25 protein-coding genes and 1 riboswitch are annotated in these 25,806 nt (G+C 38.8%); of the genes, 17 read left to right on the forward strand and 8 right to left on the reverse strand.

Going from position 1 to position 25,806, the window contains the following annotated elements; genetic code table 11:
* Positions 1–142 precede the first annotated feature (142 nt).
* The 4 genes from MHH37_RS08365 (at position 143) to MHH37_RS08380 (ending at position 5,135) form a co-directional block, all read left to right on the forward strand.
* Positions 143–1,750, forward strand: coding sequence for a spore germination protein (locus MHH37_RS08365; RefSeq protein WP_342575855.1), 1,608 nt, complete (start codon positions 143–145; stop codon positions 1,748–1,750).
* Positions 1,751–1,764: 14 nt separating this feature from the next.
* Positions 1,765–2,958: a Ger(x)C family spore germination protein gene (locus tag MHH37_RS08370; protein WP_342575856.1), complete on the forward strand. Its 1,194-nt coding sequence runs from the start codon at positions 1,765–1,767 to the stop codon at positions 2,956–2,958.
* 80 nt (positions 2,959–3,038) lie between these two features.
* Entirely contained in the window at positions 3,039–4,151 is a 1,113-nt protein-coding gene (locus MHH37_RS08375; RefSeq protein ID WP_342575857.1) for an endospore germination permease, read from the forward strand.
* Positions 4,152–4,328: 177 nt separating this feature from the next.
* Entirely contained in the window at positions 4,329–5,135 is an 807-nt protein-coding gene (locus MHH37_RS08380) for an aldo/keto reductase (protein ID WP_342575858.1), read from the forward strand.
* Between the two features lie 39 nt (positions 5,136–5,174).
* On the opposite strand, the gene MHH37_RS08385 is transcribed toward MHH37_RS08380, so the two are convergent.
* The 3 genes from MHH37_RS08385 to MHH37_RS08395 are packed head-to-tail and all read right to left on the reverse strand — an operon-like array spanning position 5,175 to position 6,418.
* Positions 5,175–5,465, reverse strand: coding sequence for a hypothetical protein (locus MHH37_RS08385; protein ID WP_342575859.1), 291 nt, complete (start codon positions 5,463–5,465; stop codon positions 5,175–5,177).
* A 13-nt stretch (positions 5,466–5,478) separates the two neighbouring features.
* Complete coding sequence (locus tag MHH37_RS08390) at positions 5,479–6,096, reverse strand: permease prefix domain 1-containing protein (protein WP_342575860.1); 618 nt, start codon at positions 6,094–6,096, stop codon at positions 5,479–5,481.
* Positions 6,083–6,418, reverse strand: a complete 336-nt coding sequence (locus MHH37_RS08395; RefSeq protein WP_340734998.1) for a PadR family transcriptional regulator — start codon at positions 6,416–6,418, stop codon at positions 6,083–6,085. The genes MHH37_RS08390 and MHH37_RS08395 overlap by 14 nt, the downstream gene beginning before the upstream one ends.
* Before the next feature lie 295 nt (positions 6,419–6,713).
* On the opposite strand from MHH37_RS08395, the gene MHH37_RS08400 reads away from it, so the two are divergent.
* Positions 6,714–7,109 (forward strand): VOC family protein, encoded by a 396-nt coding sequence (locus MHH37_RS08400; RefSeq protein WP_008406676.1) that lies wholly within the window; start codon positions 6,714–6,716, stop codon positions 7,107–7,109.
* Positions 7,110–7,192: 83 nt separating this feature from the next.
* Here the strand turns inward: MHH37_RS08400 and pgeF are convergent, their stop codons facing one another.
* Entirely contained in the window at positions 7,193–7,954 is a 762-nt protein-coding gene (gene pgeF, locus MHH37_RS08405; protein WP_342575861.1) for a peptidoglycan editing factor PgeF, read from the reverse strand.
* Positions 7,955–8,042: 88 nt separating this feature from the next.
* On the opposite strand from pgeF, the gene MHH37_RS08410 reads away from it, so the two are divergent.
* From MHH37_RS08410 to MHH37_RS08420, 3 genes are read left to right on the forward strand one after another with little or no spacing between them, the layout of a single operon-like run.
* Positions 8,043–8,510, forward strand: coding sequence for an ATPase (locus MHH37_RS08410; protein ID WP_342575863.1), 468 nt, complete (start codon positions 8,043–8,045; stop codon positions 8,508–8,510).
* A gap of 54 nt (positions 8,511–8,564) precedes the next feature.
* On the forward strand, positions 8,565–9,236 hold the full coding sequence (locus MHH37_RS08415) for a reverse transcriptase-like protein (RefSeq protein ID WP_008406681.1): 672 nt from the start codon (positions 8,565–8,567) through the stop codon (positions 9,234–9,236).
* 17 nt (positions 9,237–9,253) lie between these two features.
* The gene (locus tag MHH37_RS08420) at positions 9,254–9,556 is read left to right on the forward strand and encodes a hypothetical protein (RefSeq protein ID WP_008406683.1); all 303 of its coding nucleotides are present in this window, start codon (positions 9,254–9,256) and stop codon (positions 9,554–9,556) included.
* Positions 9,557–9,609: 53 nt separating this feature from the next.
* Here MHH37_RS08420 and aspA read toward each other — a convergent pair whose 3' ends face one another.
* Entirely contained in the window at positions 9,610–11,025 is a 1,416-nt protein-coding gene (gene aspA, locus MHH37_RS08425) for an aspartate ammonia-lyase (protein WP_008406686.1), read from the reverse strand.
* 212 nt (positions 11,026–11,237) lie between these two features.
* Between aspA and MHH37_RS08430 the strand changes: the two genes are divergently transcribed.
* Both MHH37_RS08430 and MHH37_RS08435 read left to right on the forward strand, forming a co-directional pair.
* Entirely contained in the window at positions 11,238–11,762 is a 525-nt protein-coding gene (locus tag MHH37_RS08430) for a dehydrogenase (protein WP_342575865.1), read from the forward strand.
* A gap of 322 nt (positions 11,763–12,084) precedes the next feature.
* Positions 12,085–12,163, forward strand: a riboswitch (glycine riboswitch).
* Positions 12,164–12,423: 260 nt separating this feature from the next.
* The gene (locus MHH37_RS08435; protein ID WP_339264364.1) at positions 12,424–13,761 is read left to right on the forward strand and encodes an amino acid permease; all 1,338 of its coding nucleotides are present in this window, start codon (positions 12,424–12,426) and stop codon (positions 13,759–13,761) included.
* A 42-nt stretch (positions 13,762–13,803) separates the two neighbouring features.
* Here the strand turns inward: MHH37_RS08435 and MHH37_RS08440 are convergent, their stop codons facing one another.
* Genes MHH37_RS08440 through MHH37_RS08450 form a run of 3 tightly spaced genes read right to left on the reverse strand, consistent with a single transcriptional unit; the run spans position 13,804 to position 16,465 of the window.
* Entirely contained in the window at positions 13,804–13,977 is a 174-nt protein-coding gene (locus MHH37_RS08440; RefSeq protein WP_339264365.1) for a hypothetical protein, read from the reverse strand.
* Positions 13,974–15,182, reverse strand: coding sequence for an MFS transporter (locus tag MHH37_RS08445; protein ID WP_342575867.1), 1,209 nt, complete (start codon positions 15,180–15,182; stop codon positions 13,974–13,976). Before MHH37_RS08445 ends, MHH37_RS08440 begins: the two co-directional genes overlap by 4 nt.
* A gap of 11 nt (positions 15,183–15,193) precedes the next feature.
* Positions 15,194–16,465, reverse strand: coding sequence for a helix-turn-helix domain-containing protein (locus tag MHH37_RS08450; protein ID WP_342575868.1), 1,272 nt, complete (start codon positions 16,463–16,465; stop codon positions 15,194–15,196).
* 214 nt (positions 16,466–16,679) lie between these two features.
* Here MHH37_RS08450 and MHH37_RS08455 point away from each other — a divergent pair, with 214 nt between their 5' ends.
* The 7 genes from MHH37_RS08455 to MHH37_RS08485 all read left to right on the forward strand — a co-directional run bounded on the left by MHH37_RS08455 (position 16,680) and on the right by MHH37_RS08485 (position 25,604).
* Positions 16,680–17,231, forward strand: coding sequence for a GNAT family protein (locus MHH37_RS08455; RefSeq protein ID WP_008407924.1), 552 nt, complete (start codon positions 16,680–16,682; stop codon positions 17,229–17,231).
* 198 nt (positions 17,232–17,429) lie between these two features.
* Positions 17,430–18,335, forward strand: coding sequence for an ABC transporter ATP-binding protein (locus MHH37_RS08460; RefSeq protein WP_008407922.1), 906 nt, complete (start codon positions 17,430–17,432; stop codon positions 18,333–18,335).
* On the forward strand, positions 18,322–19,260 hold the full coding sequence (locus MHH37_RS08465; protein WP_340798321.1) for an ABC transporter permease: 939 nt from the start codon (positions 18,322–18,324) through the stop codon (positions 19,258–19,260). Before MHH37_RS08460 ends, MHH37_RS08465 begins: the two co-directional genes overlap by 14 nt.
* 254 nt (positions 19,261–19,514) lie before the next feature.
* On the forward strand, positions 19,515–21,152 hold the full coding sequence (locus MHH37_RS08470; RefSeq protein WP_342575870.1) for a diguanylate cyclase: 1,638 nt from the start codon (positions 19,515–19,517) through the stop codon (positions 21,150–21,152).
* Between the two features lie 17 nt (positions 21,153–21,169).
* Positions 21,170–21,550: a response regulator gene (locus MHH37_RS08475; protein ID WP_008407909.1), complete on the forward strand. Its 381-nt coding sequence runs from the start codon at positions 21,170–21,172 to the stop codon at positions 21,548–21,550.
* The gene (locus MHH37_RS08480; protein ID WP_342575872.1) at positions 21,525–24,341 is read left to right on the forward strand and encodes an ATP-binding protein; all 2,817 of its coding nucleotides are present in this window, start codon (positions 21,525–21,527) and stop codon (positions 24,339–24,341) included. Before MHH37_RS08475 ends, MHH37_RS08480 begins: the two co-directional genes overlap by 26 nt.
* Positions 24,342–24,371: 30 nt before the next feature.
* Complete coding sequence (locus MHH37_RS08485) at positions 24,372–25,604, forward strand: DNA polymerase IV (protein WP_342575874.1); 1,233 nt, start codon at positions 24,372–24,374, stop codon at positions 25,602–25,604.
* Positions 25,605–25,806: the final 202 nt, after the last annotated feature.

Consider the following 25,806-nt stretch of genomic DNA (forward strand, 5'->3'; position numbering starts at 1 on the left):
GTTTATAACCCCCTTGCTGTTGTATTATTCGTATAAAAAAAACCAATTCGTCCATACTTTAATATAGACTTGATTTATATAAATACCATAAATTACTAAATGATAATATGGATAGTTGAATGAAGAAGAGGAGAGGGATACGATGTGGTTTAAGAAAAAGGAAAAATTTCGTGAAGTTAGTTCCTCTCCCGCTACTCAGATTCAGGAAGTGGATGACATTGAAAATGATCTGATAAAAACAAATCTTCATCAGAACTTACAATTTATAAAAGATGCTCTTGGAACCAGTTCGGATATTGTCATTCGCGAAATTCTAATTGGTAAAGAAGGAACGATAAAAGCCGGCATTATATATACGGACGGATTAACCGATACAGCTTCTTTACAAAACTTTATACTTGAAACGCTGATGCTGGATATAAAGGAAATTGAATTACTGGGAAAGACTCTTCCTCAGAAAAATCTTATCACCGTATTAAAAGATGTCGCCATGACAGTAGGGGATATTAAAGAAATAGCAGACTTTGATGTACTATTTACGGACCTTTTGTCAGGGGATACGATTATTTTAATCGATGGCTATAATCATGGCTTAACTATTTCCAACAGGCAATGGGTTGAGCGTGGGGTAACGGAACCAGTGGCGCAGACAGTAGTTAGAGGTCCGCGCGAAGGTTTTACCGAAAATTTACGTGTCAATACAGCGCTGATCCGTAGGAAAATTAAAGATCCTAACTTTTGGATTGAGTCAAAGAAGATTGGTTCACGAACGAAAACAAATGTTGCCATAGCCTATATCAACGGCATTGCAAATGACGAAATAGTAAAAGAAGTCAATTTACGTTTGGATCGAATAATGATCGATGGAATTCTGGAAAGCGGAAATATCGAGGAATTAATTCAGGATACGCCATATACACCTTTTCCTACTGTCTTTAATACAGAAAGACCGGATGTAGTAGCCGCTGCACTACTCGAGGGGCGCATAGCGATCATTGTAGATGGAACACCCTTTGTGCTGATTGTTCCAGCATTATTCATACAGTTTTTTCAATCTCCGGAAGACTACTATGTTCGGACGCTTATAGGGAGTCTTGTTCGGCTCCTACGTTTTTTATCATTTTCAATTACATTGCTGGCACCCGCATTATTTATTGCAATCACGACGTTTCATCAAACGATGCTACCACCTGCACTCCTTATCAGTCTTGCAGCTCAGCGAGAAGGTGTTCCGTTTCCGGCATTTGTTGAGGCACTAATAATGGAAATAACGTTTGAAATATTACGCGAAGCTGGTGTTAGGATGCCTCGTGCGATTGGTTCAGCAATGTCCATTGTTGGGGCATTTGTTATAGGTACAGCGGCTGTGGAAGCAGGAATAATTTCAGCCATGATGGTAATCATCGTTTCAATTACGGCCATATCCAGTTTTGTTTCACCTTCTTACGATATGGCGATTGCTACAAGGATACTCCGCTTTGCATTTATGGCTTTAGCAGCATCATTTGGTCTCTATGGAATTACTATTGGATTAATCGCTCTAATTTTACATTTATGCAGTTTACGCTCGTTTGGGATACCTTATATGTCACCGGTTGCACCATTTAATGTTTCCGATCAAAAGGATACGTTTATTGTATTTCCGCTCTGGAGCTTGTTGACTCGACCCCATCTAATCAGTCAAAAAAATAGAGTTAGGCAACAAAATCCATCCTCTGCAAAGCCAGCACCTCCAAAAAATAAGGAATGAGAGGGACTTAAACGATGAAAAAGTACATGTTTATTCTCATAATCCTTAATTTCATTCTTACGGGATGCTGGGATAAGAGGGAGTTAAACGAACTCGCAATTACTCTGGCATTGGGTATCGATAAAGTGGAGGGTGAAGATGAATACGAGGTAACCGCACAAGTAGTAGTACCATCTGCCGTTTCCATGAAAGACGGGACAGGGGGTGCAACAGTCACACTTTTTACAGAGAATGGGGAAACAGTTTATGAAGCACTTCGTAGAATGACAAAAGTCTCGCCTAGGAAAATATATCCCGGACACCTTCAAATGCTGATCATTGGTGAAGAATTGGCTAAGGAAGGAATAGGTGAATCTTTGGATTTACTCGCTAGGGATTGGGAACTTCGACCTGACTTCTATGTTGTTGTTGCTAAGGATGTAACCGCCAGAGAAGTTCTGAATGTCACAACAGACTTGGAAAGCATACCTGCCAGTAAGATGTTTGCAGGTCTAAAAGTATCGGAAAAGGCGTGGGCAGGTACGAGTGGTGTTACTTTAGATGAATTGATAGTCGATCTTATAAGTGAAGGTAAAGAAGCCGTACTAACGGGGATTCAGTTGACAGGCAATAAACAAATAGGATCCACCCAACAAAATATAGAATCCATTTCTAAGCCTGCTCAAATCCAATATGATAATTTAGCCGTATTTAAAGAAGATCGGCTGATGGGCTGGTTAACTGAACAAGATAGTAGAGGGTATAGCGGTATTACCAATTCAGTTAAATCAACCGTAACATCAATATCTTGTCCTAACGAAGGGAAATCTACCATTGAAGTGACTAACTTCCATTCTAAAGTCGAGGGAAATATAGTCCATGGAAAACCCGAAGTAAATATCCATACGAAAGCAGAGGGGAAGGTAGGCGAAGTTAGATGTAAAATTGATTTAAAGAATCCGGAAGCCATACAGGAGCTTGAGAAAATTTATGAAAAAGAAGCGACAAGAATAATAAATGAGACAATCGATGTGCTACAACAAGAATACCAATCAGACATATTTGGATTCGGTGAAGCAATCCATCGTTCCAACCCGCAAGAGTGGAATCAGATTAAAGAAAACTGGGACGAGGAATTTTCTGCCTTAACAGTGAACGTTAAGGTAGATATGAAAATTCGCCTTACAGGGACGGTAAATAGTTCATTTTTAGAAAAGCTTAAGGACTAATCGCCATGTAAAAATAAAAGGAGTGCTTGAAAAAGAGTTGTTTGTTCAATAGATCCCTCAGTGGAAGGAGGTATGGCAGGATGCAGGATATAAAAATAAATCCATATCAATTTATGGTTTTAGTTGTGTTGTTTTCAGTTGGTACAAGTATCTTAATTGTTCCGTCATTTTTAGCTTCCGAAACAAAACAAGATGCTTGGATTGTTGCAATACTCGGCACAGCAATTGGATTAATCGTAATATGGTTATTTTGCTTAATCGCACAATGGTTTCCGGACCTTACTTTTGTTCAAATGATGGAAAAGGTTCTGGGGCGCTGGCTAGGGAAAGCTGCATCTCTTTTATTTGTGTTCATGTCTTTTGTCTATACCGCAATCCTACTATATTATTCAGGGACCTTTTTGAACACTCATTTAATGCCAAATACGCCAATGGTCGCGCTAAATATCCTTTTGGCAATTATTATTGTGATGGGCGTCCGTTTAGGATTAGAAACAATTGCACGTTCTGCAGAAGTATTAATTCTCTTTTGCTTGATATTTTTTCTTTTTTTAGTATTTTTCATTTCTCCGCAAGTCCATTTTGATAACTTGCAACCAGTATTTGAAGCCGAACCTAAAAAAATTGTTCAAACATCCTTATCTTTTATAGAAGTAACTTCGGTCAACGCTATAGTGTTATTAATGATTTTTCCTGCTTTTATTAACACAGGTCTTAAAGCTAAAAAATTCTTTATGATCGGGAACTTATTAGGTGGAATTGTCATTATTATTTTTACATTTTTATGTGTAGCAGTATTAGGGGCATATAATACGGGAATAGAGCTATATCCTGGCTATGTATTGGCCAAAAGAATTAATATCGGTGAATTTATACAACGTATTGAGGCATTAATGGGGACACTTTGGATTATCGCACTTTATTATAAGGCAACGATTTATTTTTATGTTACTGTTTTAGGATTCGCACAAATATTTAATTTAAAGGATTATCGCCCGTTAACGATCCCTTTTGGAATCATTGCAGTAGTCATTTCGATTGTAATTTTCCCAAATGTTATTTACCAGCAACAGTGGAATACTACAATAGGTTTAATATTCTCCTATACAATTGGTATAGTCTTACCTCTTTTACTGATAGTAGTGTATGCCATCCGAAGAAAGCAATTAAGGAAAGTCCCTGAAGAACCTTAAGTGGGAGAATTGATGCAGGCATATCACCAACAATTGAGCGCGCTTCCAACAGGGAACAGTGCTCCTTTTTATTTGAGTAGGATTATGTCTTCCGGTTCGATTTCTGAAGATTCTATATTTTGTTATGATATACTTAATCAGTAAAATAATTTAAGAATAAAAGGGGAGTACCAAAATATGGAATACATCACACTTAATAATGGAATAAAAATGCAGATTGTTGGTACAGGTACAAATACGTATGGTAAAGAAAATAAGGACTATAACGGAGCGTTAACAAATGAAATTCCTGAGCTCGGAACAGCACTTGAGTCAGGATATCGATCAATAGATGCTGCGATTAGTTATAGAAACGAAGAGCTTGTAGGGGGAATATTAGCAGAAAGTTCAGTACCGAGAGAAGAGTTGTTCATTACAACGAAAATTCCGGCGAGAGAAGAATATGTTTCTTCAAAGGAGTCGACTCGAGCAGCAATCGATAACAGTCTAAAAAATTTCCAAACAGACTATTTGGACCTGCTTCTGATTCATGCACCAATCGAGGACAAGGAACAGCTTAAAAACACTTGGGAAGTTTTTGAAGAATATTACGAAGCAGGAAAACTGAAAGCAATTGGCGTTTCAAACTTTAGAAAAAATCATCTGGATGAATTGAAAGAATTCGCGAAAGTGAAGCCAGCCGTTAATCAAATACAAATCAACTTAAAAGAAAAGAACGAAGACCTTCTTGCTTTATTACAAGACGAGGGCATTACACCTGTTGCATGGGGACCGATGAAAACTGAAGCGCATCAACAAGAAGTATTGGATGAAATCGGTAAAGCCTATGATAAATCGGGTGCACAAGTTTTATTGAAATACCAAATCCAGCGCGGTGTTGTCGTTATTCCGAAATCACACAACCGTTTGAATCAGGCAGCAAATTTGGATCTATTTGATTTCGAATTAACTGCAGCAGATGTCGAAAAAATTGAAAACCTGTAATAAGTCACTACCATTTTAATCATACCAAACAAGCGGCTCTTATTTTGGAGACGCTTGTTCAATATCTACCTTTGTTAACAGGCCACTTATCAAAATACAAGCCCCAATGAAAAACATGGCAATGAACAGTATGACCATCACGCCCATTCCTGCAAAGCCTTCCCCGGCAAAAATTGCGAAACAAATACCAATTAGCCAAGAAACAAACGGGTTTAACACAATCATGACCAGGATACCCCATACAATCCGATTTCTTCTTTTAGATTGATTTTTTGTTAACACCCGGCCAGTTGCTGCGACAACAACTATGATTAATAATGCGACTCCCAAGGCCTTTTACCTCCTAATTTTTTTCGCCTATACTATACGTATATAATTGGCGCCCTACAACGTAAAAGATTACATATAGTGGAATTAACAGTTCATCGTGAAGTAACCAGTCCTCTAATGTATTCGGCTGGAATTGCCAAAAGACAATCATTTCATAGACGAATGTCGGTACGATAAAAATCGTGGCCACATTCAGCCATTTTGTTTTGTAGGCCTTTTTCGCTTCGTTGTATAATAGCTCCCATATTCCGAAAACGACTGTACAGATAAAAAGCAACGTCAAAACCACATCGGTGGAAATAGGTGAGTCGTTACGTGGCTCCAGCCATTTTGTAATAAAGTGGGAGCTCAAACATAGTGTAAACGTCGTAAATATAATCGCCGCACAAAAGCGGATCCATTTATAATGCGGAAACAATACTTTCTTCATTTCTCTTTCAATGTGTTTCGCTTCACCGAACGACTTTATAGCGAGTTGAATGGCTTGTTGTTCTGAATAGCCAACCATTCGTAATTCATCGAAATGTTCCAAAATATGATTTTCAAATTCTTCTTTCATCAATGCCCGTTCATCATCATGGATTGGCAAATTCGCTATAATTTTTTCAACATATTGTTTAACGACTTCCATACAATCCACCTGCCGTTCGTTTGATTAAACGGGTCAACTGCTCCCAGCTTGATAACTTTTGCTTTAATTGTTCGCGTCCAATATCCGTAATGGCATAGTATTTCCGGCGTTTTCCGGAAGTTTCATCTTGCCAGTAACTCGTCACAAAACGATGCTGTTCTAAACGCTTTAATGCTGGATATAACGTTCCTTCATTCATCGAATAGGCTTCATCGCTTAAAACGCGAAGCTGCTTTGTCATTTCATAGCCGTATCGATCCTGTTCTGCCAATAGTGATAAAAGTAAAATATCGATACTCCCTTTCATCATTTCTTTCTCCATTTTTTACAATCACCGCCTTTAAATACATATTAATCCAATGTACATCGTCTTACAATGTATAAATGAAAACCTGTTCGACGAATGATTCCATTCTGTCAGTATGAATAATATAAAATGGTTATTTATGTTAAGGTATAGAGAATAAAATAATTAAGAGAGTGAATACCCAGCTGCAATAGAGAGTGTAAAAATGAAGTATGACCAGAAATTCTTGTTATTACAAAAACTATACAAAAACGTACCTAATCTAAAATATCGATTAGGATTATTTGGTAGATAGAAAGGAAGGCATCCATTGTCAAAAGGGCTTATTCATCATATCGAATTATATGTTTCAGATTTAAAAACTTCCATTAACTTTTGGGGATGGTTGTTAGAAGAATTGGGATATGAATCTTATCAATCGTGGGAAAGTGGACAGAGTTGGAAAATCGGAGAGACCTATATCGTTTTCGTGCAAGCAGAAGAACGGTTTATGGATATTCCTTATCATAGATGCCGGGTAGGTCTAAATCATTTGGCTTTCCATGCAAGTTCGCGTCAACAAGTAGATGAGATGACAAGAAAGTTAGCAAGTAAAGGTGTTAATATCCTTTATACTGATAAACATCCCTATGCAGGAGGGGAAAATTATTACGCTGTTTTTTTTGAAGATCCGGATAGAATCAAGGTTGAACTTGTAGCACCATGATTATGCCGCCGGTTTTAGACTCATGAAAAAAGGAATACCTACTGAATGTTAGGTATTCCTTTTCTCACACTTATTAACGAAATCTATTCTTTTCGCATAATAAAGCTCAAGTGCCTGCCGGTTGAGCTGTCTTGGCGATGGGAGAATCCGTCCTCATCCAAAAATGTGCACATTCGGTCAATCGAAATGTTTTCTTCAGGCACACCTGCAAGCATGCACTGTGTTTTCACGGTCAACTGGTTGTCGATATGGAATTTGCTCGTTTCTTCATTCCAGTACATAAATTCGTCCGCATATCCGAGTGCTTTGAATTTTTCCTGAACATCGGCATCCACTTCGAATTTCTCTTGGCTGATTGCTGGCCCGATCATTACTTTCAAATCACGTAAATCGCAATTTTCCTCTTGTTGTAAATGTTGAAGCAACTTTAATGTAATTTCTTTAATCGTCCCTTGCCATCCAGAGTGCACAGCCCCGATGACATTTGTTTTTACATTATAAAATAAGACCGGTACACAATCTGCGGTAAAGCTTGAGATCACAACGTTTGGTTCGTACGTATACAATGCGTCGGTATCATGAACAGCAGTTGTATTGTCGGTTGCTCCTTTGCCGATTTCCGATTTTTCCACACGGAAGAAGTTGGCACTATGTGTTTGATTGGCGCATACAAACTCTGATAATTCGGTTTGCAGCAGTGAGGCAAGCTGTTGGCGGTTTTCGATAATATCAGCTTCGTTTTTGCAAACATGGAGTGCCATATTGTTGTCCTCGGCTAATGCTGGATCTTTTAATGTAATGCCTAGTACGCGTTTTTCATTATTTTCATAAAATTTTACCTTCATTTTATCACCCCCTGTACTATACCCGTAAATGCAAATTTTGTATAGGCAAATAGTGTTTGGTATAATGATTGGAAATAGGGGGAATGTGATGAAGAGTTGGCAAATCATTTTAACCGGTTTTTTACCTTATGTCATGGCGGTCATGGTTTTTATTGCATTTTCATTGCCTTATATAAATGAATCGATCACATTCGGTACGGCCATGTCCATAATTATTTATGTTTTGCCGATTTATTTTTTTGTCGTGATTCCCTGGTATTATGTGCTGTACCTCATGCGTAAAAATTACAGCAAACGTGCACTTTACTTAACAAGTTTTATCTTTTGCATTCTGCAGCCAATCATTTTCGGATTGCTGATAAAAGTACCGATCGGCAGCTCAGATTTTTTATTTTTTGTATCACCACCGTTTATAGTTGGCATAATGGTTAGTACACTTAGTATTAACTGGTTTTATCCCGCATTAACAGGTAGTACGATTCCCGCCTCTAAACTTGAGCAGGGCGAATTGGTTCAACTAACAATCAGTGGAGATGAAAAACCCCCCACTGAATGAAGTTTCACCTTATAGAAGATTTGCAGCAAACGAAAAATGGAAGGGGAGAGCCGATTGGAATTGACGATTGAATGGCAATATATCACAAAGGCTAAGCAGGAAATTACATGGCGAAGTGAGGCAATTCCTGCAGCGCATGCCTATACGCTCGTACTGGATATGGAAAACACGGGCCGTACAAAAAATATTGTGATGACAGATGAACATGACAGTACATGGACTTTAAAAGAGCTAAAAAAATATTTGAAATCTCTCGAAACAGAACCTACCGAAGTGGAAGTCTATTTTGATGGCGGTTTTAATAGAGAAGAAAAGCTGGCCGGTTTAGGGATAGTCGTCTATTATAAACAGAACGGAAAAAACTATCGCTTGCGGACGAATCAGCTGGCGGAGTATTTAACATCAAACAATGAAGCGGAATATGCGGCACTGAATCTTGCTGTAGAGCAGCTTGAGGAGATGGGCGTGCATCACCAAAAAATAAAGATTTACGGTGATTCGCAAGTCGTCATTAATGAAATGAACGGCGAATGGGGCGTAACGGATAGTGTTCTGTCAACGTGGGCAGATAAAATTGATGCGAAGCTTCAGAAGCTTGGCATTCGACCGGAATATCAACATATTGACCGCAAACTAAACGGTGAAGCAGATCAGCTCGCGAATCAGGCACTACTGGAAGTTGAAATCTACGCGGATATTGATATACGAAAGAGTAAGAAAAGATAATTGAAGGGGGATCATTCATGATACGTTCTGTTGGAACAGGGAGTTCAAGTTTAAATAACCAGACACGTCCCCGAAATTTACAGCAACAAACAACAGCTTTCCCGAAAATCGGGGAAGAACAAGGTGTCACACGAGAGCAGGAAAAACTACGTACAGGTGAGCCCGAAAAAGGACCGATGATGGTCGGTGTCAAACCGAAAGCACAGCTGAAATCCATTTTTGATGAGCCAAATGGAGTCGTGAAGCTAAATGCGGACGGCGATAAATTGGAAGTTAGCAAGCGTGCGATTTCACTCGCAAAAGAAGTGCTCTATATTTAATGAAAAAGCTCCGCAGGGAAAATATCCCGGCGGAGCTTTCGTTTTAGCTTTTATTATTGTTTTTCAAATGCGCGTTCACCAGCAATACCGGGTTGCGTTAATTCGAATGGATTTAAGATAATATCAAGCTGCTCAAGTGTGAAATAATTGTACATTAAGCAAAGTTCGCGTACAGATTTGCCGCTATGCAGTGCTTCACGCGCAATTTGACTTGAACGCTCATACCCTAAATGTGGAGCCAGTGCAGTAATAACACCGATTGAACGCTCAACAAAATCATGCAGACGTGCTTCATTCGCTTCGATATGGTCCAGGCAGTATTTTGTAAATACTGTGAAACCGTTCGTCATAATTTCAATCGACTGAAGCAGATTAAATACTAGAACCGGTTCCATTACGTTAAGCTCAAATTGACCTGCTTCTGATGCAAGTGAGATTGTCACGTCGTTACCGATCACTTGGAAAGCAATTTGGTTAATTACTTCCGGCATAACCGGGTTTACTTTACCTGGCATAATAGAAGAACCTGGCTGGCGTTCCGGTAAACGAATTTCTGCAAATCCGGCTTTTGGACCTGATGCCATTAAGCGTAAGTCATTACAGATTTTCGACATATTCATCATAGCGATTTTTAGCATTGATGATACTTCTGCATACGTATCGGTATTTTGTGTACCGTCGATTAAATTGTCTACTTTAATGAACGGGAAGCCACTGTAAACCGCAATGTTTTCCACAGCTAATTTCATATATTCTGGATCTGCATTTAAGCCTGTACCGATTGCAGTTGCGCCAATATTGATTTGCAGCATTGTCTGCTGCGCTTTTTTGATGCGAGCAATATCACGAGAAACAACGGCAGCGTAGGCACCAAATTCCTGACCTAAACGAACGGGTACAGCATCTTGTAAATGCGTACGTCCCATTTTAACGATTGAATCAAATTCTACTGATTTTTTGATAAAGCTATCACGCATCATTTCCATTGCAATAATTAGATTATCTAATGTAGAAACTGTTGCGATATGGATAGCCGATGGGAATGCATCATTTGTTGACTGCGCCATATTGACATGGCTGTTAGGACTAATGATTGAATAAGTACCTTTTTCTTCCCCTAAAATTTCCAGTGCACGGTTAGCAATTACTTCATTGGCATTCATGTTCATTGAAGTGCCTGCTCCGCCCTGAATTGGATCTACAACAAACTGGTCATGTAATAGTCCTGAAATAATGTCATCGGATGCTTGTGCAATTGCATTGGCAATTACCGGATCCAATTTACCGATAGCGGCATTTGCAAGTGCCGAACTTTTCTTTACGATGGCAAATGCACGAATTAATTCAGGGTGCATTGTCATTTTAGTAATCGGGAAATTTTCTAATGCACGAGTTGTTTGAACGCCGTAATAAACGTCCTTTGGGATTTCTAATGTGCCTAAAAAGTCTTTTTCAATACGTGTACTCATTTGTACAAACCCTCCAAGAGAATGGTGTAATAGTTGGATAAACAACTACATTATACGCCATTTTATGATAAAAGCTTACTTGCTGAATTATTAGTTTATTTAACATAATCTTGTAAGTTTAAATTAACCAATAGTAACAGATAAAATGTGGGAAAATCGAAACTTTTTTATTTTTCATCCAACTAATTATGTAAGAAACGAGGTGATGGACATTGAAAAAATGTTTTAGTTGCATGCTTGTCATGGGACTGATCTTTCTACTTGCAGCATGTAATACGAAAGATCAAGCAACCTCATCCAATTCGACCGACCCTGTTCAGGAAGAAAATCAAGTTGAATATGAATTACTGTTTCAATTAGATTCGATTCCCCCTGAAGTTGGTACGAGTATTTCAATCGTGCAGGATGAAAAGCTTTATACGACGTGGGCCGATATTTTTGGTTTTGAATCGATTCCGCCCATCGATTTTGAAACAGAAGAAGTGCTGTTTGTCACAGGGTATTCAGATGGCTGTGGAAGAGAAATTGAAAAAATCGAAAAAGACGGGGATACATTAGTTATTACTTTAAATTACCCTGAAAATATTCGCGAGAAAGACATCGCCTGCACAGACATTGCTTTAGACAATACGTATGTTGTCAAAATGAAAAAGACAAACACAACAAAAGGAAAGCTGATCGATATCAATCGAACAACATACGAAGAAGATTCAACGGTACAGGAAAAACTGCAGTAAACGAAAACAGAATTACGAGGGGCTACCAATTCCTCTATATGAAATATTACACTGAAAATATTGAATTTTCGGTGTAATATTTTTTTAGTCATGAATCTTCTACAAGAAGAAAACATTATGTTGGGAATAAGGTTAAATTGCTATTTACATAATAACTGACTACGATTATCCATTGTAAGGCGGGCAGAAAATTGATAGTATGATTATCGTACAATAATAGTATTGAACGCGAGCTATAGGAAACTGGAAGATGCCAGATGACCTATAGGCAACTAATTGCATACATATCAAGCGTTGATCGTCGTGGATAAAACTACTGGCGGGAGCAGTTTCTGGAGAGAGCGCGTATACCGCGTCGCCGAAGGGTTCATAATCTCAGGCAAAAGGACAGAAGAGTAATGAGAGACGCTTTTCCTTAAAAATTGGTGTATGTAGCATCCACTGTTTGAAAAAGAAAAGCCCTCGATAGATGTCACAGATTTTTTGAAATCTGGACGCGATTTCGCAGAGGCGAGATCGATTATTCTTAGACACAGGGACTGGCACATAATCAGTCCCTGTTTTAATTTTCCAGAAAAAATTACTTGATGGACCGCGATGAAGTACTTATTATTTTGCGCTGTGTAAACAGACAAAATACTTATCCTTTGGAGGAATCGTTTTGGAACAACAAGAATTAAAGCGCGATCTGAAAAATCGACACGTTCAGTTAATAGCGATTGGAGGAACAATCGGAACGGGGTTGTTTTTAGGGTCAGGTAAAGCGATCTCACTTGCAGGACCTTCTATTATCTTTGCATACTTAATCGTTGGTATCGCACTATTTTTCGTCATGCGTGCACTTGGCGAAATGCTTTTATCAAAAGGCGGCTATGCATCGTTTACCGAGTTCGCCACTGAATACTTAGGGGATTGGGCAGGCTATATTACCGGCTGGACATACTGGTTCTGCTGGGTTATGACGGCAATGGCAGATATAATCGCTGTCGGCATGTACACGCAATACTGGTTCGACATCCCGCAATGGGTACCGGCTATCGCATGTTTAGTAGTTTTACTAATTTTGAATTTATTGACGGTCAAACTGTTCGGAGAGCTGGAGTTTTGGTTTGCGTTGATTAAAATCATCACAATTGTTGCATTGATTGCAATTGGAATTATATTGTTGATCATTGGTTTTGAAACAGATACAGGCAAAGTTGCCGTATCGAACCTATGGGAGCACGGAGGGTTATTCCCGAATGGGGCATTTGGATTCTTAATGGCGTTCCAGATGGTTGTCTTTGCATTCGTTGGGGTTGAATTAGTAGGGGTAGCTGCTGCTGAAACGGCAAACCCTAAAAAGAATATCCCATCTGCAATCAATAAAATTCCCGTACGTATTCTGCTGTTTTATGTAGGGGCATTATTCGTCATTTTAACAATCAATCCTTGGGATACATTAAGCGCTGCAAGTTCACCATTCGTTCAGGTTTTCGCATTGGTAGGTATTCCGATTGCAGCAGGTTTAATTAACTTTGTTGTGCTTACATCAGCTGCTTCTGCAGGGAATAGCGGGATGTTCTCAACGAGCCGTATGCTGTACAGTTTAAGTAATAATAAACAAGCACCAAAAGCATACGGTAAATTAAACAAAAATGCGGTGCCGCAAAATGGTCTGATATTTTCTGCGGTCGTAGTTTCGATTGGGGCATTGCTTAGTTATTTCATGCCGGACGATGCATTCAGTATCGTGACAACAATTAGTGCGATTTGTTTTATTTGGGTTTGGAGCATTATTCTGATTTCGCATATCATTTACAAAAAGCGTCATCCGGAATTACATAAAACTTCAGTTTTCAAAGCGCCATTAACACCCTTCATCAACTATTTAGTATTGGCATTCTTCTTATTTTTACTAGTCATTATGGGTATTTCCGAATCAACGAGAACATCACTGCTGTTAACACCAATATGGTTTATACTGCTGTTTGTTCTTTATAAGGTACGAAAAAAATAAACAGTAAACCGGGTTTCCATCGAGGAAGCCCGGTTTTTTCTATTAGTTTATTTTCCGCAAAAATTGGCTTCTTGCTTCTGAGAAGATTTTATTGTCACATGAATCACAGGAAAATTTCCCCTGCATATTCCGTTTGTAATTCCGGTATTTTACCGTTCCTTCTATTAATAAAAATGGTTTTTTGCAGCAGTAGCAAATTGTTTCATACGTAATCATGTTAGCTCCTCCTTTACAAAAAGTGATTTATTGTATAACAGGTGGAAATAGACGATACATGCGATGACAGCGCCGATAAAGGCAAAGAGGCTAGTTGTCAGCTGAATTGTATAGATTTCCGCCAAATATCCAATGATCAAGGTTAAGGTAATTTGCATTACGCTTTCTATCAGGCCAAGCGAACTGCCGAACCGTCCCATCAATTCAGTCGGAATAGTCTGCTGGTAAAAGGTCGCGTAGCCCGCATTGCTAAATGCCATAAACAGTCCGAGCAATATGAAAGCAGCGACCGCAATCGTCAAATTAGGCGAGAAATAAAATGTGAAATAGGATAGTAACGTACATGTAAACCCGATGCCAATGTATGAGACGAGTGACAGATTATTGACGAATCGGGCAGCCAAATAGCCGCCGACAATGGCACCGATTCCCGTGATACCTACAATGATTCCGTAAACTGAATCCGTTACTTGATGAAAATCCTTCAAAAACGACATTTCCTGAGAATCAAGCGAATAGCAGATCATTAAAGCTGTTGAATATAAAATAAAGAACTTCAGTACCGCTTTTCGTTGCGAAATGAAAGTCCAGACGATTGAAAAATCTTCACGGATGACAGCGGGTGTCAGTACAGTAGCGGTACCTGCCGATTTCTGCTCAACATTCGGCAATAAAAACATCATGATCGCACTGAACAGCAGCATGACACCATTCACCCACATTGCCGCAGCAGTACTGCTTATGGCGATAATGGCACCGCTTAAAGCAGGTCCAATCATAAAGCTTCCCGAGCCTAACATGCTGTTGATCGCATTAAACCGAAGACGATCATTTGGCAATACAAGTTTTGTAATCATAAATGTGCTGCTCGGATTGGCAAAACAGACGGCGACATTTGCCAAAAAGATAAAACTGTATATAAGCCAGATTTCCGAAAGCAGCGGCATCGTACAGACAAGACCTGCGCGGAAAACATCACAAGTAATTAAGATGGTTCTTTTATTGGCCCTGTCTACGATCGAGCCTGCAAAAAAACTGCACATAATGCGGGCAATCGGGCCAATGATATAGATACCCGCAACCGCAGCCGGGGATTCGGTCAAATGCCAAACCGTTAAATTGAGAGCGATCAAGTAAATCCAGCTGCCCAATTTTGATGCGCCAAACCCAAACCATAAATAGAGATATTCTTTACGTAACTTCATCTCATCACCCCTTAGCTGCTCATTCGTTGACGAACTTTTTCACTCGCTTCCAATGCCTGCCTGTAGCAATGACTTGCCTGTTTATAGCCGTGGAGCTGCTCATAAAATTGTCCCCATAATGGAGCATAGAACAGAATTAGCGAATAATACTGCTGTTCATCGAAATGGGTAAAAGCTTCATCCTCCAGTAATTTCAATCCGCGGATCGTATGTGCTGTATCAACCGCATACTGCAATAACCTCCGCTGATAAATATGATGAGGGACAGTAAACCGAATTTCTTCATAGCGATTAAAGAGTATTTCCAGCTGATTGAAATCCTTTTGTACAAAGCATGTACGCATCCAGTTGATCGCCGAATGCAAGTCTTCGTCGTATTGATTCGCCAGTTCATAATGTTTAGACGCTTCCGGGAAATTTTCCTGGCATTCAAAACAGTAGGCTATGTTGTTATGCAGTGAGCTCCATTGCACCGGTGTTTGGATGGACTGGACATTTGACAGTAATTCAAGTCCTGCTTCAAACTCCTGAATAGCTTCACGGAATCGGTGCAAATCATTAAAAATTACACCTTTCATTGAGTAAAGTTTCAACTGAAACAACGGTTTATACTGGTGGATAAAAAATTGCTGTGCAAGTTCAATATGTTCAAGCGCTTTGTGCAACTTGTAGCTTCGGTGATTCGCAAAAGCGATATGATAATGGTAGTTAGCCAGCTCAAACGGGTGGGCATTCGATAAATATTGCGCAAATTGATTTTCCGCTTCTTTAAGGGATAACTGTTCAAATTCGTGAAAAGAAAGATGGCCGAACGCCGTAATCGCTACGAATAGCTGCGTGATCCGATCTTTTTTCCAGCTGACGAGCGGCTCGACTTCATTGAGTATTGTTCTTGCATCATCATCTTCTTTTATTGAGTACAGGAACCGTGCATACACAAGCTTTGCCATCAGCTGCTGTTCAAAAGGCTGCTCATCGTTTTGGATCGCGGTCAATTGTTTAATTTCATCGGATGTTAGCTCGGCATTTAATAATAGTTTTTCGTATAGCTGCTCCAAAAAAGCGGTTTGGTTTTTCAATTGTTGTTCGAGCTGGTTGAAATCGATGCCTAAGTTTTCAAACAGCTGCGCATAGATCGAATGTTCTGCTATAACAAGTCCGTTCTCAATTCGGCTTAAATAGGAAGGGGTACAGATGCCGAATGCCACGTCATCTTGTTTCCGCTTCTTTTTTTGACGATAATATTTTAATAGCTTTCCCCAAGCATGTTCATTGTTTTCCATAAAAACACCTCATAGTTAGTTTACCAAAATACGAACCGGGAATATTGCGAATTTTCTTTAAAAAAAGCACAATTAACGCTGTGAAAATGGTAAACTTACACAAATCATTAAAGGATTAGATATTTTAATTGCATATTCTGAAATAGCTCTATATGATAAGAAAATAAAAAAGGGTTTATTGTTTTAAATGGGAGCTTAGATTGGAGAGATAGTAATGTTCTTTTACGAAGTAGATAATGAAATTCAATTAAAATTGATTACACAAAATGATGCAGAAGAAATCTTTGCTTTCATTGACCGTTCACGCGATTATTTACGCGAATGGCTTGGGTGGGTAGATAATACAAAAACTGTCGAAGATACACGCGATTTTGCCGCAATGAATTTATCAAAATTTGCAAAGCGTGAAGGTCTCGATACAGCGATTTTTTATAAAGGACAATTTGTCGGGAAAGTATCGATTAATACAATTAACTGGTCTCTGAAAAAATGTGAGATCGGCTATTTTTTAGATGAAGAATTCCAAGGTGAAGGGATTATGACACGCGCTGTAAAAGGCATCATTGATATCGCCTTCAATGAATATAAGCTTGGGAAAGTCGAAATTCATGCGGCCGTAAACAATACGAAAAGCCGTCATATTGCGGAGCGACTAGGCTTTATGCATGAAGGGACAATCCGTCAGGCAGAGTGGCTGTACAATCATTATGTCGATCATGCGGTGTATGGTTTGTTAAAAGACGAATGGGTAGGAGAATATAAATAACTGATTTTGGCCTCATCAGAAGTAACTGATGAGGTTTTTTGTCGGAAAAATTATAAATAATGAAACTTTTTCCATACTCATCAAGTATAGTAATTAGAATCTATTACATGTGAAGTCATTAATGCCAATACATAAAACATTTAGGCACACGAAAAAGTGCTTGTAATAGAAGAAAAAGCAGAAAGCAGGTGTGGACAATTGTCACAGCCAATTGTGGAAATTAAAAATCTGAATAAAACGATTAAAGGCAAACACATTATTAAAGATTTGAATCTCGACTTTTATCCAGGTCAAATAACGGGCTTTTTAGGTCCGAACGGGGCGGGTAAAACGACGACGATCCGTATGATGACGGGGTTAATGTATCCTTCAAAAGGAGAAGTAATCATCGATGGGAAACAGCTGTCGACAAATTATGAAGAAGCGATCAGTAATATCGGTGTAATCGTTGAAAACCCGGAAATGTACAAATATATGTCAGGGTACAAAAACTTGCAGCACTTTGCCCGTATGCATAAAGGGGTAACAAAACAGCGTATTGATGAAGTCGTAGCACAAGTGGGTCTGCAAAATCGTATTCATGAAAAAGTAAAAACGTATTCGTTAGGGATGCGTCAACGTCTCGGACTGGCACAGGCGATGCTGCATCGTCCAAAGTTTCTGATTTTGGATGAGCCGACGAATGGTCTGGATCCGGCCGGTATCCGTGAATTCCGTATGTACTTACGCAAAATTGCGGAAGAGGATAATGTGGCAATCGTTGTATCGAGCCACCTTTTATCGGAAATCGAGTTAATGGTAGATCGTATTGCGATTATCCAAAATGGCGAGCTGATTGATATTCGCGAACTGCAACATGTTGCGGCAGCACAATATTATATTGAAGTCGGACAGCCGGACCAGCTTCAGGCAATGTTCGAAGAGCCGTTAACAAAAGAAAACGGCGGCTATGTAGTAAATCTGACAAAAGAAGAAGTGCCTGCGCTTGTTCGTAAATTCGTTGAATCCGGTATCGATCTTTATACGATCCAGCCGATTCAAAAACGTCTTGAAGATCAATTTATCGAGATGACAGGTGGAGGTGCTATCGATGCAATACGTTAAAAATGAATGGATCAAAATGTGGTCGCAAAAAAATGCTTGGATTATGTGCGGGCTTTTAATCGTGTTAATCGTATTTGTGGCTGGTATGAACAAATATTATGATGTGGATTCAAGTACTAAAGAGGCGCGCATAGCAGCAAACGAAGAAATGATGGCGTATCCGAAAGAAATGCTTGCTTCGGAAGATATAACGCCGGAAGATGAGCAATATTTCAAGGAAGAAATTGCGATGGCCGAATACCGTATCGCCAATGATTTGCCAGCAGCAAATGCCATGACATTTACGGAACATATGGATTTATCATTATCATTGACAATCATGGTGACGGGTATTTTTACAGTTGTGATTGCGGCAGGTATCGTATCTTCTGAGTTCGGTACTGGTACGATTAAAATGTTGCTGACGCGACCTGTATCAAGATGGAAAATTTTACTTTCGAAACTTGTTGCGTCCATTCTTTATGGTATTGTACTCTTTGCCGCTGGAATCGTTGTCGCATTAATTATCGGGATAGCTTTATTCGGTACAGATAGTTCGATAGCGTTATCGATTGTTGATGGGCAAATCGTGCAGGATACGGTGAAAAATACCTTTATTGAAACGACGCTTTATTCACTCGGTTCTACAATTATGACAATTATATTTGCGTTCATGATCGGTACAATTTTTGGTTCAAGTACGTTAGCGGTAAGTTTATCGCTGTTCATTTTACTAATGGGTTCAACGGCGACAATGTTTATCGCCCAATATGATTTCGCGAAATACATTTGGTTTGCCAATGATTTATCATATTATGCACCGGGAAGTATGCCAATGATTGAAGGATTAACGTTTACATTCTCGTTAGTTGTCAATATCGTGTATGCGATTGTCTTCCTGGTGATTACGTTCGGTTACTTTATGAAGCGTGACGTAACGGCTTAGTTCAGAAATTTTTTTGGGGATAGCGAAAAAAATAATTTATAATTCCCTGTTCCTTTATCAGTAATGATAAATGGAATGGGGAATTTTTGATTTTATCATTCCTGGCAATGAAGCAATTGCATAATCCTAATCCATGTGTCTTTATTTAGGATCAAAACGTACGAAAGATAAAAAATATTCATTTAAGGATATAGCAATTTCCAGTGCGGGCTTTATACTTAAGATTAAGTCATTTGATTTTAGGGGATGAATTGGTGTTAAACGATAAATATAAAATTATGATGTGTGATCGAATTACTGAAACAATTCAAAATTGGGAACAGCAAAATACTGTTGAGGAACAGGAAATCTATACATTTCTTCATAACTTAAAAGGGACTGCTGGCTCAATTGGGATGGAAGGGTTATCCGAAATTGCGGCAACAAAACTTGAACAATTAGAAGAAAAAAGCAGCAAACGCTGGGGAAAAGAAAACTGGAAAGCATTTTTATTTCAAATTGAAGAAACGGTAAGCTTTTTTGAAAAAAATGTGAAGCGCAGTCCGACCGAAGAAAATGATCTTCCTTTTATAAAAGGGTCAAAACAAAATAACTTTATACTAGTAATTGACGATGATATTGTGTTTGCTTCGTATATTAAGAATATTTTAGAATCAAAAGGTTTTATGGTCATTGTTGCCCATAATGGGAAACGGGGTTTAGAGCTGATTTATGAGCTGAATCCGGCCCTCGTATTTTTAGATATCAAATTACCGGATATAAACGGCTTTTCCATACTGGAGAATATTAATAAAATCAAGTCCAATCATATGTTTGTTACAATAATGAGCGTCGATGACAGTAAAGGGAACCGTGCAAAGGCATATGATCTGGGTGCGCTTGATTTTATAAAGAAACCACTGGATGCCGATATTTTAATTTCATATGTAAGAAACCGTCTAGTTTTTAAGCAGGCGCTTGAACTTTCGATTATGACAGACGAACTGACACAACTTTATAACCGGAAATATATGAATACCCAGCTGGAATTTCTAATGGAGCAATTTGAAAAAAGAGGTGAACAATTTTCGATTGCGATTGCTGACATCGATTTCTTTAAGAATATAAATGATACATATGGCCACATCGTTGGTGATGAAGTATTAAAAGGCTTTTCAAACTTGATCATGTCGGCAAAACGGGAGGAAGATATTCTTTTCCGATTTGGTGGAGAAGAATTTGTTCTTGTTATGCCAAATACGTCAAAAAATACAGCTTTCAGTATTATGGAACGCTTGCGTACGATTGTTGGTAAACAGCCATTTAAAGGGAATGAACAATCGTTTAATATTACGTTTTCTTCAGGAATTGCGGAAATTAATCATCAAAATAAACACCCGAAGGCATTAATTGAACAGGCTGATCAGGCATTGTATAAAGCAAAGACATCCGGAAGAAATCAAACGGTTCTATTTACAAAAGAAGAGCAAATCAGCAAGAAGCAGAAATTGAAGCTTATTGTTATTGATGATGTAGCGATAATTCGAAACTTAGTGACGAACTATTTTAATAAACTACAAGTACCGGGAGAATTTACGATGGAAGTTGCTGCCTTTGAAAATGGCGTGAAGTTTTTGGAGTCAAATTGGTATGAGAAAAATACAAAATATATTATTTTACTAGATGGCATGATGCCGCAAATGGATGGGATGAATGTATTGAAAAAAATCCGCGAAGAGTATTCTTCAAACGACGTCATCGTTTCGATGCTGACAGGCCGCAATGACGAGGAATATGTATTGGAAGCACTTGCAAACGGGGCGGATGATTTCATCGTAAAGCCATTTAATATCGCGGATGTAACAAACCGAATGCTTCAATTAGCCAACCAATTATTTTTAAAAGCTCGGTAAAAGAAAGGAATTCAACGATGAATAAAATTTTAGTAGTAGATGATGAAGAAATTTTAAGAATGCTTATTTGCGATACATTGGAAAGTTTCGATTTTACGATTGATGAAGCTGAAAATGGCTTAGAAGCTTTGGAAAAAATGAAGGAAAATAACTATGATCTCATTATCCTGGATTATATGATGCCTCACTTTACCGGATTGGAAGTAATAGAAAAGCTTTCGGATGAGTATAAGGCGAATACAACGATCGTTATGCTGACAGCAAAATCACAGGAATCCGACCGCCAGCTCGCATTGGATAAAGGCGCACAATATTTCATTTCCAAGCCATTCAGCCCGATAAAGCTGATTTCATTTGTAGAGGAGCTCATTAATGCCAAGACTGATTCCGACATTTAAGAAAAACATACGTAATCAATTTGTCCGTATGCTTTGGTCCATCATAATTTTATTTACCATTATTGTAGGGGCATTTTTCATTTATACGAACGTTACAAATGAGCGGCTAATCACCGAGCGGGAAGCGATTAGCGAGAAAGAGCAGCTCGTTCGGAAAATGAATGAAAGCTTCAATGATATATTTTTCCGTGCAAGAGGCTATTATGCATTTAAAGACAAAAATGAACTGAACATTTTATATGATCAAATGTCTGAATTTGAGATGGAGCTGCAAAAATTTGGTGAAATGCCCCTATCTAGCGAGGAAAACCTTCTTTATGAAGAGTTAAATCAATTTATTGTCACTTATCGGAATGAAATATTGCCGAAAGCCGTTTCCTATGTGGAAGCAGATAATTATGAAGCGCTGCGTGAATTATCAAATAGCGGTGCGAATGAATCAGTAAACAGTTTTATTGCATATACAAAAAGTTATACGACAGAAACGGATATGGTTGTAAACGATCATTTTAACCGGACGCTTGATCAAATTAAGTTTTTAACCGTTCTTTGTATTTTTCTGTTTATTATCGTATTTATAATCATTGGAATTATTTTGAAACGGGTTATCCAAAATCTGATTTCTCCAATCGAAAAATTGACGACCGCAACGGATGCTTTTGCAACTGGGGACTATGTTGACATTACGCCATTAAAAAATAAAGAAGATGAGCTTGGTGTATTGGCTACTTCCTTCTATAATATGACCCGTTCGATTCAAGAGAAGGAAGAAGTGCTGACAACGCAAAATGAAGAGTTGATGGCACAGCAGGATGAACTTCAAGGCAATCAGGAACAATTACAGCAATCCTTAAGCCATTTACAGCAGTATAATGAACTGAATCATGTACTGACTTTTTCGTTGGATAAAGAGAAGCTGATAGAGGATCTACACAACTATTTACGTAGTATTTATGAATTCGATTCGAGCTTGATGTATTTAATCGACAGCGGTGAATTTGTATCAAAAGGATTGGCGAAAGAAACTACGGAACGCTTAATTAAACATCTGGAAATTGACAAGATTGCACGACTCGAGGAAGAAAAGACATTCGTCATTTGTCGTGAGGTAAAATCGGCAAGCAATATCGCCAATACAACTTATAATGACTATGACTTGTACACTTGTATTCTGAATTCCGAGAAGAAACTTGTCGCTATTTTAATGGCTACAAGAGAAGGGCGGAGTTTCTCGAGCAAGGAGTTAACCGACATCAATGGACATATGAACCAAGCTTCCATTGCGTTCGAACGAATATTCATGTATGAAGAAGTGGAACGTTCAAGAAAACTGAATCAGACCATCATCGATACAACCAATGAAGGAATTCAGTTTGTATCAAAATATGGGGAAGTACTGCTGCTTAATAAAGCATTATTTAATATAATTCGATATCCTTTTGAAGAAATCGATGATAAAGTACCACAACAACTATGGCTGAAGCATTTCCAGAAAATTGCTGAAGAATCGGATGAGCTCGTTTACTTCCTGAAAATCGCGATTATCGAAGAGTTTACAAATACGAGAACGATGCGCTATTCCATTCAACAAGATGGTCGCAGTCCGGTTTTTGTGGAGGTTTATGCAACAAGTGTATTTGAAGGTGATGAAAAAGTAGGAACGATGTTTGTTCATCGCGATATTACGAGCGAATATGAAGTGGATATGATGAAGTCCGAGCTTGTAAGTACGGTAAGCCATGAATTACGTACGCCGCTCTCAAGTGTGTTAGGATTTACAGAACTGCTTTTGGCAAAAGAAATAAAGCCGGAACGTCAGAAAAAATATATCGAAACGATTCATAAAGAAGCAAAGCGACTAACAAACTTAATTAATGATTTTTTAGATATCCAACGAATCGAATCAGGTCAACAAGTGTATTCAATGAATAAAATTTCATTAACTGCCTTAATCGAGGATGTGCTGAAAAACTTCCAGATTGATCCGCAGCATAATATCCGTTTTGTAGATGAATCGACAAATGCAATTGTTAATGCAGATGAAGAGCGTATCATCCAGCTCTTGTTCAATTTAATCGGCAATGCGATAAAATTCTCCCCTAATGGCGGCGAAATAATAATTAGCATGCAAAATATAAATGAGACGGTGCAAGTTTCCATTCAAGATCGCGGAATTGGAATTCCTGAAAGTGCAATTCCGTCATTATTCCAAAAGTTTAAGCGCGTGGACAACAGTTCCCGACGCAAAATCGGCGGGACCGGTTTAGGACTTGCGTTAAGTAAAGAAATTATATCCAAGCATAAAGGGGACATTTGGCTTGAATCGGAGGAAGGTATAGGGACGACTATTTTCTTCACATTGCCATTGTATGACCAAGAAATAGTAGAAAACCGAAATGAGCTGTCTGAAGAAAAAACGATATCAAATCGTACGGTAATGATTGTTGAAGATGATTTGAGTTTAGCGTTATTACTTTCGGAAGAGCTGAAAAGCAAAGGTTTTACCATCATTTATCATGATGACCTGAAACGTGCCTATGATGATGCCATTCAAATTCCATTAGTAGGTATTGTCATCGATTTAATTATGGGAGAAAATATGGATGGATGGGATTTGGTCGAAGCTTTAAGAAATCATAAAAATACAAAGGAAATCCCAATTATTATTTCCTCAGCATTGGACAAATCAAGCGTCAACATGGATAAATACAATGTTGAAGAGTATTTTACAAAGCCCTATCCGCCAGAAGAACTTTCAACACTTTTATTAAAATTTGTAAAAGATCAATAAAGGATCTGCTAGGTAAAGGAGGTGGGGGAAATGGCAGCGAGAATCATATTTCATTTGGATATGAACAGTTTTTATGCATCTGTTGAACAGTCGCATAATCCGAGTCTGAAGGGGAAACCGATTGCCGTAGCGGGGAATGTAAAGGAACGGCGCGGCATTATTGTGACAAGCTCTTATGAGGCCCGTGCAAAAGGGATTTATACAACGATGAATGTCGGGGAAGCAAAGCGCAAATGTCCGGAACTCCTGTTATTACCTCCCGATTTTCCAAAATACCGGGCAGCAAGTGCAGCGATTTTTTCAATATTACGAAGCTATACCGATTTAGTGGAGCCTGTATCGATTGATGAAGGCTATTTGGATGTAACGGAACGCTCCAAATCACAGCATCCGCACCAGTTGGCTGAAGAGATTCAGGAGCGCATTTTACATGAGCTCGATCTACCATGCTCCATTGGTATTGCCCCTAACAAGTTCCTAGCAAAAACGGCATCGAACATGAAAAAGCCGCTCGGAATCACTATCCTCAGAATTCGCGAGCTACCGGAGCTTTTGTGGCCGCAGGAAGTTGTGACAATGCATGGTGTAGGGGAAAAAACAGCGAAGAAGCTGAATGGACTCCAAATTTTTACGATTGGTGATTTGGCACAAGCGGATGAACGGCTGTTAATCCGGAATTTAGGAAAAAACGGGGCTCGCCTGATTAAACGTGCAAACGGTATTGATTCGCGGCCGGTTGATCCCAATGCGATATTTGATACGAAAAGCGTCGGGAATTCGACGACGCTTCCAAGGGATGAGACGGAATATTATATTTTGAAAGAAACGTTCGAAAAGCTGAGCAGAAGTGTCGCTGAGCGTCTGAAAGTGAAGTATTTGGCCGGGACAACGGTGACCATTCAAATACGCAATTTTGACTGGCAAAATGCTTCACGCAGTAAAACATTGCGTAATGCAGTCAGTCAGGCCGATGAAATATTTGAAATCGCCTGGAAGCTATTTACCGAAAACTGGGATGAGACACCTGTCCGACTTATCGGTATTACTGTTTCAAATGTTGTTGATCAATCCGAATTGACCCAACAGCTTAGTCTGTTTAATTTTGAACAGCATATTAAAGACGAGCCTATTTTGGAACTGGTCGATAATATTGAGAAGAAATTCGGAAAAGGGGCCATTAAACGTGGTGTCCGGGTGAAATCAAAAAGTTACGCATCGAAAACAAGCTTCAGCAAGGATTTTCTGGAAGATCATACGAATTAAACGCAAGCTGTATTAAAGATAAACTTTAATACAGCTTGCAATGTTTATGGAAACATAGTGCGGTTGGCAGACCTTTCAGAGCGTCATTAGACGTGGGCCAGTAACCCAGCGTTTTACGCGCAGAGAAAACCACCAGTTCAACTGGTGGTTTTTATTAAATTCTCACAAACGCATACATAGTATTGTGAGAATAATTTTCATT

The sequence above is a fragment of the Solibacillus sp. FSL K6-1781 genome, from assembly GCF_038630735.1.
In the GTDB taxonomy this organism is placed as follows: domain Bacteria; phylum Bacillota; class Bacilli; order Bacillales_A; family Planococcaceae; genus Solibacillus; species Solibacillus silvestris.

What these genes read in the sequence shown, in the direction of transcription:
- MHH37_RS08455 (WP_008407924.1), top strand. Translation starts at nt 16,680, where the DNA reads ATGTTCTTTTACGAAGTAGATAATGAAATTCAATTAAAATTGATTACA.
- MHH37_RS08445 (WP_342575867.1), bottom strand. Translation starts at nt 15,182, where the DNA reads ATGAAGTTACGTAAAGAATATCTCTATTTATGGTTTGGGTTTGGCGCA.
- MHH37_RS08440 (WP_339264365.1), bottom strand. Translation starts at nt 13,977, where the DNA reads ATGATTACGTATGAAACAATTTGCTACTGCTGCAAAAAACCATTTTTA.
- MHH37_RS08420 (WP_008406683.1), top strand. Translation starts at nt 9,254, where the DNA reads ATGATACGTTCTGTTGGAACAGGGAGTTCAAGTTTAAATAACCAGACA.
- MHH37_RS08395 (WP_340734998.1), bottom strand. Translation starts at nt 6,418, where the DNA reads ATGGAGAAAGAAATGATGAAAGGGAGTATCGATATTTTACTTTTATCA.
- MHH37_RS08410 (WP_342575863.1), top strand. Translation starts at nt 8,043, where the DNA reads ATGAAGAGTTGGCAAATCATTTTAACCGGTTTTTTACCTTATGTCATG.
- MHH37_RS08480 (WP_342575872.1), top strand. Translation starts at nt 21,525, where the DNA reads ATGCCAAGACTGATTCCGACATTTAAGAAAAACATACGTAATCAATTT.
- MHH37_RS08450 (WP_342575868.1), bottom strand. Translation starts at nt 16,465, where the DNA reads ATGGAAAACAATGAACATGCTTGGGGAAAGCTATTAAAATATTATCGT.
- MHH37_RS08380 (WP_342575858.1), top strand. Translation starts at nt 4,329, where the DNA reads ATGGAATACATCACACTTAATAATGGAATAAAAATGCAGATTGTTGGT.
- MHH37_RS08370 (WP_342575856.1), top strand. Translation starts at nt 1,765, where the DNA reads ATGAAAAAGTACATGTTTATTCTCATAATCCTTAATTTCATTCTTACG.
- MHH37_RS08465 (WP_340798321.1), top strand. Translation starts at nt 18,322, where the DNA reads ATGCAATACGTTAAAAATGAATGGATCAAAATGTGGTCGCAAAAAAAT.
- MHH37_RS08475 (WP_008407909.1), top strand. Translation starts at nt 21,170, where the DNA reads ATGAATAAAATTTTAGTAGTAGATGATGAAGAAATTTTAAGAATGCTT.
- aspA (WP_008406686.1), bottom strand. Translation starts at nt 11,025, where the DNA reads ATGAGTACACGTATTGAAAAAGACTTTTTAGGCACATTAGAAATCCCA.
- MHH37_RS08390 (WP_342575860.1), bottom strand. Translation starts at nt 6,096, where the DNA reads ATGGAAGTCGTTAAACAATATGTTGAAAAAATTATAGCGAATTTGCCA.
- MHH37_RS08375 (WP_342575857.1), top strand. Translation starts at nt 3,039, where the DNA reads ATGCAGGATATAAAAATAAATCCATATCAATTTATGGTTTTAGTTGTG.
- MHH37_RS08365 (WP_342575855.1), top strand. Translation starts at nt 143, where the DNA reads ATGTGGTTTAAGAAAAAGGAAAAATTTCGTGAAGTTAGTTCCTCTCCC.
- MHH37_RS08485 (WP_342575874.1), top strand. Translation starts at nt 24,372, where the DNA reads ATGGCAGCGAGAATCATATTTCATTTGGATATGAACAGTTTTTATGCA.
- pgeF (WP_342575861.1), bottom strand. Translation starts at nt 7,954, where the DNA reads ATGAAGGTAAAATTTTATGAAAATAATGAAAAACGCGTACTAGGCATT.